Below are 12,679 nucleotides of genomic sequence, written 5' to 3'. Positions count from 1 at the left end.
TTCGAAAACTTTCTGAACTTAGTATTTTTCTTGCTATATACGATACGTTTTATTAATAAATTCCTTTTGGAAAAAAGTATGTCTGATAAGTTCGTACAAATAATCTCTGATGTTAATTTTAATAGCGATTTTTTTCTTTATCCAATTTTTTGCTATTAAAAAGTAGGAATATTTCACTGTTTCGTAACAACTTGAATATTCAAAATAACTGCTCTATCCATTAGATGCAGTGGTTTTCTGCTTAACCTCAATGATACATTAAAGGGCTATTGATGGGTAAATCATCGAATAGAAGTACAGAGTACTTCTTTACTGGAAAATATTACGACGATAATGATGGTAATAATATTATTGCCATTGGTGTTGGTGGTGAAGTTTATGCTTATGGCGGAGATGATGATGTTACTGTTGGTTCATTAAAGGTCGATGTATACCATACAGATGGTGAACTTTCGGTAAAGGGAGCTTCAGGTTATACCGGTATTCGTAAAACGGGAAATGGCGGTTTATTATTTGCAGGCGCATCCGGTGCGGCTTTTATTGATCACGCCGGTGCAACAGGAAATTTATATTATTCGGGTGCTGCTGGTTATAATAAACTGACTCGTAAAGGTGTATCTGGTAATACCAGTTTTAAAGGGGCTGGTGGATATAATGAATTATGGCATGAAACTGATCAGGGAAATATCTATTTTGCCGGTGCAGGAGCGGCTAATGAAATTGACCGTACCTGGTATAATCATTATGAAGGCACTCAAGGAGATGTGACATTTAACGGCGCAGGCGCTGCAAATAGTATCGATTCGCGGATAGAAAGCGGCGACATCACTTTGAATGGTATTGGTGCTGATAACCGTATCGTGCGTAAAGGTAGAAAAGGTAACATTATCTTACGTGGAGCGGGAGCAGCAAATCGGATTGAACGTATACGCCATAGTGAAGATGGATATAAACAGACACATGGCGATATTATTCTTGAAGGTGCCGGTGGTTATAATAAACTCTATTCTGATGTTGCCCACGGTAATATTCATTTTACTGGCGCAGGGGCTTATAATGAAATTACCCGAACAGGTGCGAAAAATGAAATAGCATTTGCTCAGGCGAAAGATATTATTATGACCTCAGCAACAATGGAGGGAGACTGGATTCAACAATCCCGGAAAATTAAAGCCGTTAAATCCATTGTAGAGCCTGATACTTATCTCTTTGCCGTTGCCGATGATGTTAATACCAACGTTGTTGCTGTGCGGCTGCAAAATAATCCTGATACTGGTAAGCTCCGTTATTATGCGACTTCTTGGTATAAAGAGGGTAATCATCTTAAGGATATTGCTAAGGAAAATATTAATGTAAATAATGGATTTATCCCTGTTAAAGAGGAAGATGCTATTACGCTTGCCGATATTAACTTTATATATCGACAAGAAACCACAATACAGGGTGTTGAGGAGGCATTATTAACCGATAAATGGGTGAATTATGCTGATGGTAGCAATATTAAAGCAGAAGATGTCACATTGGGTGGCGCCAAAATAGGAGGATATGCGATCTCTTCTGATGGACTGAAAATCGATATCTCTCCGGTTAAATCAAATGATCAGCCGAATACTTATATATATGCAATATATCTGGACCCTTACACCAAAGTGGTCGAGGTTAAATTAGCGAATGATTATGAAACAGGAAAGCTGAAATATATTGCAAGATCTTGGTATAAAAAAGGTGATCATACTAGCCGTATAGCAGACGAAGCTTTTTCCTATCCTGGTGGTTATCGATCAATAGGGGCCGGTTATACGTTAAGTCAGCTTCATTATGATTTGAATGTAGCAGATGATATTACTGATTGTTTGACGGATCTTAAGGGTTATTCTGAGCAAGATCTTATCGAATCATCAAAGAGTGGAGGGGATAGTTCTGGTGATATTTATTTCAACGGCGCAGGTGGTGGAAATGTTATTACATCCAATGTGACGCACGGTAATATTAATTTCACCGGAGTGGGGGCGGCCAACGTTATTCTGCACAGTTCGACATTCGGTGATACCTATTTTGACGGGGGTGGTGGGGCTAATGTCATTGTGAAAAACGGTGAAGAGGGCAATCTATCATTCCGTGGTGCGGGATTAGCCAATGTCCTTGTTCACCAAAGTCTGCATGGAGAAATGGATATTTATGCTGGCGGCGCGGCAAATGTTCTTGTGCGGGTCGGGGATGGACGATACCTGGCTCATCTTCTGGCTTATGGGAATATCTCAATTCACAAAGGCAACGGTAACAGTCGAGTGCTGATGTTGGGTGGGTACAACACGCATATCCAAATCGGTAATGGTGATGGAAACTGGTCTGGAGCGGGTGGTTTTAACGTCATCACTCAGGTAGGAAAGGGAGATATCTCCTCAGTATTTTGGGGTGGCGCTAACGTGCTAACTAAACTTGGCGACGGAGATTTGGTTTCCGGTATGTTCGGTGGCGCTAACATTATCAGTCATCTCAGTGATGAAACTGAAACTTCCAACACCACCGTAATTGCATTGGGCGGCGCCAATATTCTTACCAAAAAAGGGAAAGGCAATGCGCTGGCGGTGATGGGGGGCGGTGCAAACGTCCTCACACATGTCGGTGACGGTAACACAATGGGCGTTATGCTCGGAGGCGCTAATGTGTTGACCAAAGTCGGAAAGGGTGACGCGACCGGTATCATGTTTGGGATAGGGAACGTATTGACCCATGTTGGCGACGGTTTGACATTGGGCGTGATGGCAGCAGCGGGCAACCTCTTTACTAAAGTCGGGGATGGAACCTCGATTGCGGCCATGATTGGCGCAGGCAACCTGTTTACCCATGTCGGCAAAGGAGACGCATGGGCGTTAATGGGCGGCGCAGTGAACGTTTTTACCAAAGTGGGTGACGGTAATGCGCTGGCATTGATGGTAGCCGCAGGCAATGTGTTCACTCATATCGGGGATGGCGCAAGTGTTGCGTTGATGCTGGCAAAGGGCAATATCGCCACGAAAGTAGGTCATGGCATGACTCTGGCGGCTATGGTCGGCAAGGCCAATATCTTTACCCATGTGGGTGATGGAGAAACATTTGCCGTTATGATTGGCGGCGCCAATGTGCTGACAAAAGTCGGTAATGATCTGACCGCCGCTTTAATGATCGGGAAAGCCAATATCTATTCCCATGTGGGTAAGGGGACCAGTATTGGTTTGTTTGCCGGTGAACTAAACGTGATGACCAAAGTCGGTGAGGGGACAACACTGGCGGCCATGTTTGGTAAAGCCAATATCATGACCCATGTGGGGGATGGCTTAACAGGCGTGTTAGCACTGGGTGAGGCGAATATCGTCACCAAGGTGGGTGATGATTTTATGGGGGTGGTTGCGGCGGCGAAAGCGAACGTTGTTACGCATGTCGGCAACTCGATAACCGCCGGTATTCTGTCTGGCAAAGGCAATATTCTGACCAAAGTAGGAAACGGTACCACCGTCGGCCTGCTTATTTCCGATGTGGGTAATGTGATGACTCATGTTGGAGAGGGTACGACGGTGGGTTTTGCCAAAGGTAAAGCTAATATCATCACGAAGGTTGGTAATGGTACCGGCGTAAATGCGGCTTGGGGTGAAGCGAATATCTTGACTCAAGTGGGAAATGGCGACCGTTACAACTTCGGGAAAGGTAAAGCTAACCTCATTACCAAAGTAGGAGATGGACAAGAAGTCACGGTAATTCAGGGAGATGCCAATATCATTACCCATGTGGGTAACGGAGATGATTACACCGGCGCTTGGGGCAAAGCCAACGTTATCACCAAAGTCGGTGACGGGCGTAATGTGGTGCTTGCCCAAGGTAAGGCCAACATTGTCACTCAGGTGGGTAAGGGAGACAGCTTTAATGCCTTATGGAGCGAAAGCAATGTTGTCACCAAAGTGGGTGATGGTATGCAGGTTACGGCGGCAAAAGGGAAAGCTAACGTAACGACGACGGTAGGAAATGGCTTAAATGTAACTGCTGCTCATGGTGACGCTAACATTAACACCCATGTGGGTGATGGTGTTTCGGTTAACGTGGCGTGGGGGAAATATAACGTTAATACCAAAGTTGGGGATGGCCTTAATGTTGCAGTCATGAAAGGTAACGGCAATGCCAATATCCATGTGGGTGATGGCTTGGGCATCCATGCCTCTTATGCACGTAATAACGTGGCGGTTAAGATTGGTAATGGTGATTTCTACAGCTTCTCTGCGACGGAAAGCAGCAAACTCTCTTCCCTGTTTGAACATATCAAACAGACAACATTGGGCGTTGGAGGAAGTCAGGCGATTAATTACCTGGTTCAGGGGGAGGAAGCTAACACGTCTGGCACCCATAAAGGCAGAGGCGCGATTAATTTAGCGGAAGTTTCTACCATTGATGGCTTTCAAATGGATGAAATTGCGCTGGTAAGTTCAGATTTAAACCATAGTCTTAATAGTGCTGTAACAGCCGTGGAGACGCCTGATGTCAGTTCAATAGAAGGTGCTTTGAGTCAAAAAATGCGATCGGAGTCAGATCAGGATGAAAATCTGATTGTCAATGGTGACTTTGAACAAGGTAAATTGGGTTGGCAGTCAACTAATGATATAGAGGCATATAACCCGGCGAGCGCTTATGGTCTTGATAATACCGGTGATGGTGAACGAGTCAGTAAATTTGATGTTGATAAAAACACTGTAATTTGGCGGGAATTACAAAATTTGTCTGAAGGAGAAGTGATTTCACTGACTTTTGATTTTATGAGTCATTTGGAGATGGCGGACCGTGATTTAAGTGACAGCGGAATAATGGTGTTGTGGAATGGTAAGTCTGTATTCTCAGCTTCTGGACCGCGGGCTATATGGCGCACTCAAAAACTCGATTTAATGGCAAACGCGGGCACTAACCGGATTGAATTTAAAGGTACAGGTCAGGATGATAAATTTAGTTATATCTTAGACAATATCGTTGTGAAATCTGAAACGTCACTGATTATTAATGACGACTTTAAACAAAGTAAGTTGAATTGGCAGTCAAGCAATGATATTGCGGCATATAGCCCAGTGAGTACTGATGGTCCTAATGATACCCGTTATGGAGAACGAGTCAGTGAACTTGATGTTGATAAAAACACCACTATTTATCAGGACCTGAAAAACCGTTTTGAGGGAGAAGTGATTTTACTGAGCTTTGATTTTGCTAATCGTCCCGATGCTTATTCAGCCGACAATGGTATGGATGTTTTTTGGAACGGCAAACTTGTATTCTCGACTTTTGGCGACGCAGCGAAATGGCAAAATAAAACACTAGAGCTGACAGCAAAAGCGGGCAGTAATCGAATTGAGTTTAAAGGAACCGGTTTGAATGATGGCGTAGGCTATATTCTGGATAACGTCATTGCAAAATCTGAGAGCTCACGACAGGCCAATATTATTACCGAACATGTGAAACAGGGTAAAGCGGCGCAAAATGCATTAAGCGATAAAGAAAAAGCAGAAAAAGATCGCCAACTGTTGGAACAAGAAAAAGAAAAACAACTGGCGTCGATTGCGAAATCGCAATCCCAATTGGAATTAACGGATCAGGAAGCGCTTAGCCGAAATGGGCTGACACAGCGTAATGCGATAGAAGCAGAAGCGCAGGCGGAGACTGACAAACTGATTTCCATGACGCAAGGTTTAGATTTGCTTGATAACTATAAAAATTACAGCGGCAAATCCGGTGACCAGTGGCGCAATCAATTTGCTGGCAAATTCTTGGACCGTGTTCAGAGTGAGTTGGATTACACCAAATTTATTACCCAGAAAAGATTGGCCAATGCTCAACACGTTATTACGGATAACCAACAACCAATAAAAGAAGCGGTTGCGAAATCCGAGGCCGGTGTAGCACAAAGTGAGCAGCGCCATGCCAGTGTAAAACAAGATATTGCAGAAGCTCAGGAAAAAGCAGCATTAAGAAAAGAAGAGGCGTTATTGCAGCGACAACGGGCCGAAAAAGCGGATAATGACGCAAATATCGTCTGTCAGGAAGCGGAAAATCGAGGTAAGCGTGATACCGCTATGGCTGAAAGTAAGATTGCTCAGGTACAAGCAGATGCTAGAGGGACAAAACAGAGTGATGCCAGACCTGATCGTGCCGGTGGTAGTGGTTTGTCTGGCAATGCCTACGAATCGACAGGCGCAGGGGAAACAGGTAGTCATGTTGATCCTGAATTCATGCCGAAAGCTGAAAAAAGATTCTACAACGGGTTGACCGAAGAAGGGCTACAGGGATTGTTTAGTGCTAAACAAGTGGTTGATCGTCTACAGATAAATGCGGGTGTTTTAACGGCTCCAAAATTTACCAAAGTACCCTCTGACGACATGGTAATCCCCACTTCGAACAGTTCGGGGGAGCTTGGCAGAAGAGTGCCGCGAATTTCAGGCATTAATCTGGAATCGTTGGGAAATGATGTCAAGGTGGAGCAGAAAAATTCCGCTATATTTGAAAATGCAAAATTTAATTTATTGAAAGAGGGAAATAAGCTATTTATCAATCCCAATGTGCGAACATTGGGGCGGAAAAGGCAGCTTAGTAAAGCGCTGGTTGTTGTACGTGATACTTTCTATAAAACGATGAGCCATTTCGATGAAGAGCATATATTGCTGCTTGAACAGGCGATAGCGGATTGGCAACAGCGTAGCCCAAAGGAATTTGCTCTGCGCACCAGTCAGGTGAACTTAGTACGTTTTAAAATAGGCCGAATGATTGAGCATTTGCAGGCCCAGAGAGCCGAATCCGCAGGCGTGCTTGGGATTGCAGTGCCGCCTCAGCGTGCTGATCAACTGAATCAATGGGTAATATTTGATGGAACCGGACGTGTTGTCGGTTTAAAAGGCGACATAACACAAAACGAAATTAATCATCTTATTGAGTGGCAGATTACCCCGTTGACTCGAACGAATTCAACCGCTAAACGGGAAGCGCCAAGGACCGAAAGTGAAAGTTTGATTGCTTTTATGACCCGATTGGAGACTGCTAATATCCCGGAAGCGCTGCCTTTAATTGGACGAGCGAGAAAACTCTGGCTTACTGGGCAAGTCACATCGCAGGAAACTATCAAATTATTTGATGATGCTGCCAGTCAGCTACAGGCATACCCTGAGTTACATGGTTTGGTACTGTCATTACAGGCTGATGCTCACAAAGAAAAGTCGACTACCCAATATATTGATAACTTATTTGGCCGTCGTTTTGACTCTGAATTGGCGCATGCGTTGGTGAAAACCGTGTCACCGGATGCGATAGCCGCCTCCAGGCGGATAGGTCAGTTTCTGGTGCAGGAGTTTGAGCTGTATATACAAAGTACTTCTGGCTCAACCGTCCGCGACGGGCAGATTGCTATCAGGATGCAAGCTTTTGCTGAAAAAATTAAAAAGGATGTTCGTCCTTGGTTCAGTCGGGTGCCTGAACTGACCGCATTCCTGCAAAAACCGACCTTTGATAACTTTAAAATCATGATGACTAAGGTGGATAACGGTTTTGAAATGATAAAAATTCCGTTTCTGGCGGTAAAAATGTCGAACACTGATGGTATGGGGTTACATTTATCTCAGTGGAAGGCGGAAGCGGACATTTTCTATCGGGATCAGATCTATAAGGCGCGTTCCACCAGTAGTAAGTTAACTAATATGGCTGATGTTACCTATAAAGTGAAGTTAACTGAGCAGCAAACCAATGATTATGGTATTGCATTGCCCTACCAGCCATCCGGTGATCAATATGAAGATTTCTTGTATGGCAGAAAGGTGGCAGCAGGCAGAGTACTAACGCCTGGGCAGGAAACCGCGCTTGAGCGTAACGCTCTGGCGCAAGGGCATTCCGTGGTGACGGGGGCATCTGGATCGACCAATATCATGGTTCATCTCAATAACTATATTGCTAGTCAAGATCCCACTTTCTCGCAGGAGCAGGCATATCTTAATACTTTGGTGTTTCTGGTATTTGATGGCGGTCATTCGGTTAATGAAAGTTTGGTGGTTTACAAAGCGTTACAGGAGATCGGCGATGAACGCAAACAGGTACTCCAACACTACACCGCCAGTTATACGGATCTGATGGATATCGCCGGAGATAAAGGAGAACTATGGATAAATCAGGCATTAAATAGTGCGTTTGAGAAAACCCAACACCTTTATCGAGAAAATACCCCTGAGAGAGAACAGAGCGACTCTCCAGTGGAAGCGTTACAGGCGTTATCGGGTAAAAATGGCGCGTCAGAGTCGGTATTAATTGAGGATGATGGTACTTCGCCACGGGATACAGACTCTTTGAACCCATTGACCCGATTCTTTAACAACGAACTGTATGGTTTTAAAGAAGATCGCCGCCATATCAGTGATGAGACGCAGATAATTCTTAATGATGCTGTTGCTAGTGGCAAATCGAGCAAAATCACCTTAAAAGGCGAGGGGGGATATTTAACGGGATATTATCATCAAGGCGACATAAAACCAGATGATACCTCGATGGTAGCAGAGAAAAAAGTCGTACTTTTCCTTCATGGTTCAGGTTTATCCGCCGAAGAGCAAACGCATGATATCCAAAACCACTACCAAAATCAGGGCGTTGATATGCTTGCTATCAACATGCGCGGCTATGGTGGTAGTGATGGTAACCCCGGTGAACAAGGGTTCTATCAAGATGCCCAGACGATGTTGCGCTATTTGGTGCAAGATCGCGGTATCAAGCCGGGTAATATTATCATTCATGGTTATGACATCGGTGGGCCGGTGGCGGCGGATCTTGCTCGATATGCAGCGCAAAATAATCAAGCCGTGTCAGGTCTGTTACTCGACAGGCCAATATCGAGTATGACCGAAACCATAACTGAGCATGACGTACCAAACCTTGGCGGCATGATTGGAGCATTGGCGAAAGCGATGAATGGGCAATTTTCAGTAGAGAAAAACCTCAAAAGTTTGTCGATCAATACGCCGATCATGTTGTTAACTGACAATCAAGGTTTAGGGCATGAGGGAGAAAAGCTGCGTACAAGATTGACCGATGCGGGTTATCGCGTCTCGGGTGAACAGACCTTTTATGGTCATGAAGAGAGTGGTGCTTTGATGAGCCAATATGCCGATAGGATTGTCTCGACATTCTCCGGTTCTCAAAATAAAAGTCGGGATGTGGTAAATAATTCGCTGCAAAAGCGTAGTGATTGTGGGACACGTTTTGGTAGTCAGATCATTATTCAGATGGAGGATGACCCGATTGTAGCGAAAGCTGCGATCAATCTGGCGGGTAAACACCCGGATTCCAGTGTGGTGGTTAAGCTTGCTGCCGATGGCGAATATCAGGTCATTTATGGTGATCCGACCAGATTATCCGGCAAGTTACGTTGGCAGGTTGTCGGTCATGGCCGTGAAGAATCGGCACAAAATAACACTCGCTTGAGTGGTTACAGTGCCGATGAACTTGCAATAAAACTGAAACAGTTCAGCCGTAATTTTAACCAGGCGGGTAAACCTGATCGCATCAGCATCGTGGGTTGTTCACTGATTAGTGATGATAAGCGGAATGGTTTTGCCTATCGCTTTATCACCGCCTTAGATAAACAAGGCATCCGTAGTGATGTTTCAGCGCGTCGTAGTGAAGTGGCTGTTGATGCGACAGGTCGTAAATTTACCCGCGATAAAAATAACCAGTGGGTTAACAAATTGAACGATAACAAACTGGTGTTACGCTGGAATGAACAGGGTGAACTAACGACCACAACAGAAAGATTGCGACGGGGTGTGGCTGAAAGCGATATCAACCTTGCCAAAGTGGGGTACACGGAATCTGATTCAATAACCAAAGGGGCAATTGCAGATAACCATGATGTTTTCACTGCGCCAGGGAAGCGCAAAAACAGGATAGAGCTTGGTTCAAATCCTCAATCGGATAAGTCGCTGAGTTATGCCGGCAATATACAGGTGAACATAGGCGACGGTGAATTTACCGCGATCGATTGGGGAACATCGAACGTAGGCATCAAAGTGGGTACGGGTGGTTTTAAGTTACTGGCCTTTGGCGATAACAATGTGATGGTTCACATCGGGGATGGCGACAGTCAACATAGCTTCGATATTGCCGGTTATCAGGCGCTTGAAGGGGCGCAGATGTTTATTGGCAACCGTAACGTCAGTTTCAACCAAGGGCGTAGTAATGACCTGATTGTCATGATGGATAAATCCATCCCTACGCCACCGCTGGTTAATCCATTTGATGGCGCTGCTCGTATTGCCGGTGTACTGAAATCTATAGCTCATTCCGGCAGAGAGTGGGACTGGTTGACGGCGCAAAATCGGCAGTGGACGTTATCTGGTGTGAAGAAATTTGTGCAGGACATATCTGGCTTAGACCAAACCAGCAGTGTCGATTACAAAACATTGATTGATCTAGATTCGCAGCATGAGCGCAGTAGCCGTGGTTTGAAAAGTGATGCAGAAGCGGCATTGAACAAGAAATACCACCAATGGTTAAGTGGTCACGGCAACAACATTGATACGGGCAAAATGAGCCGTGCGGATAAATTCCGTCAAGCCAATGAGAAACTGGCTTTCAATTTTGCGGTAGGTGGTCGGGGGGCGGATATTCAGGTCACAACCGGCAGTTGGAACTTTATGTTCGGCGACCATATTCAATCGATTCTGGATACCAACTTAGGTTCTCTGTTTGGTCTGATGACGCAGCAATATTCGACGACGGGCATAGCGAAGACAACATTTACTTACAATCTACAGGACTTACCGCGTCAGCTTAAAAACAAACTGCTTGGTCGATTAGCCAGCGTGAATGCAGATACCACTTTAGCGGATATTTTTGGTGTGGATTACACCCCGGAGGGCCGGATTATTTCTCGTACCGGCGAACCTGTTAATGGTAAAGCTATTTTGCAAGAGATGCTGGAAGTGATTAAGCAGTTTGGTGGTGACCAACTACGTGCTTTCACTGATCCGGATAAACTGATTGATGGTTTGAAACAGAACGCCAATATGAATGCAGAGAGTATTGACTCATTTTTTGTCAGTCATGGGCTGAAAGAGAAAGCGCCTGATGAAAATCGGAAAAAGGGTGTTCCAGTTGCCATTAACAGCGGGAATATTCAGGCTAATAACAAACCAGAGCGTGCATTGGGTTTTAATTCGCTGAATTTGCCTAACCTGTTTGCAACGATATTCAGCAAAGATAAACAAGAAGAGATGAAATCGTTAGTGGCCAATCTGGAAGAGAATTTAACCGCAGATCTGCTTAATATGGAGCAGAAAACCTTTGATTTCCTGCGTAACAGCGGTCATCTGCAAGGGGATAGCGATATCCACGTATCATTGGGGAACTACAACTTCAACTGGGGCGGCGACGGTAAAGATCTCGGTGCTTATCTGGGCGATAACAACAACTTCTGGGGTGGACGTGGTGATGATGTTTATTACTCAATCGGCACCTCCAACATCTTTACCGGTGGTGAGGGTGATGACCTGGGCGTTCTGATGGGACGTGAAAACTGGATGTTTGGTGGTGAGGGAGATGATACCGCAGTGGTAGCCGGCCGCATTAACCATGTGTTCATGGGTAAGGGTAATGATCAGACGTTTGTTTTTGGCGAAGGTGGTCTTATTGACGCTGGTAACGGGCAGGACTACGTTGTTACTTCTGGTAACTACAACCAAGTGGATACTGGGGAAGATCAAGATTATGCCGTGACAATCGGTAATAACAACCGGGTTGAGCTAGGTGCAGGCAATGACTTTGGCAGGGTGTTTGGTAATGACAACCGAATTGATGGCAACGTGGGTGACGATGTCATTAAGCTGATGGGCTATCATGCGGTGATTAATGGTGGAGAAGGTGATGACCACTTGATAGCGGCCACAATTTCTAAATTCAGCCAGTTTGACGGCGGTGATGGTCAAGATCTACTGGTTTTGGGGGGATATCAAAACCGCTTCCAGGGCGGTGCAGAGGTAGACAGCTTTGTGGTCAGTAATAAGGTGATTGACTGTCAGGTTAATGATATCAATGCGGAAGATATGATTGCCTTTAATGGTATTGACTGGCAAGACTTGTGGTTCCAGCGCAGTGGATACGATTTAGTGCTATCAGTGAACCGCCGTACTCAGGATAAAACCGCTCAGGGTGTATTTGAATCGGTGGGTTCAGTCACCTTTAATAATTACTTTAATGGTAACCGTGCCAAATTAGTGACGCAGATGGGGCGTAAGGATGCATCAGGAGAGCGTGAATTTACGGCACTTTCCGACAATGCGGTTGACACCTTGATTCAGGCAATGAGCAACTTTGCCCCAACAGTCGGTGATAACGGTTTTATCGAAGGGCTAGATAGCAGGGAGAAAATGGCTATTACGACGGCTTGGGCAGATACCACAATTGGCAAGGGTAAATTTGCCTGATTAATTTTCTACAACACTAAGTAATAGCAGTAAAAATGGCTCACTAGATAGGTGGGCCATCTTAATCTCGCAAGGGTATTATCGTTCTTGGGTAAATTGTCTAATTTCGGGGAACAATTCATAAGACTGAGGTATTTTTGACTGTCATATTTTTTGAGTAAATATTAATTATAAAAATACATCTACTCTTATTGAATATTGTTTGCAAAATAATTTAA

General features: G+C 44.8%; 1 protein-coding gene. It reads left to right on the top strand.

What is annotated here, in order from left to right; translation table 11 throughout:
- Window positions 1–272: 272 nt before the first annotated feature.
- The gene (rtxA, locus tag TI10_RS12100; RefSeq protein ID WP_049583600.1) at window positions 273–12,461 is read left to right on the top strand and encodes an MARTX multifunctional-autoprocessing repeats-in-toxin holotoxin RtxA; all 12,189 of its coding nucleotides are present in this window, start codon (window positions 273–275) and stop codon (window positions 12,459–12,461) included.
- The last annotated feature ends 218 nt before the right edge of the window (window positions 12,462–12,679 follow it).

The organism is Photorhabdus luminescens subsp. luminescens (assembly GCF_001083805.1).
GTDB classification, from domain to species: domain Bacteria; phylum Pseudomonadota; class Gammaproteobacteria; order Enterobacterales; family Enterobacteriaceae; genus Photorhabdus; species Photorhabdus luminescens.
The sequence above is the reverse complement of the archived record's forward strand: the minus strand, read 5'-3'. Positions and strand labels throughout refer to the sequence as shown.

What these genes read in the sequence shown, in the direction of transcription:
- rtxA (WP_049583600.1), top strand. Translation starts at nt 273, where the DNA reads ATGGGTAAATCATCGAATAGAAGTACAGAGTACTTCTTTACTGGAAAA.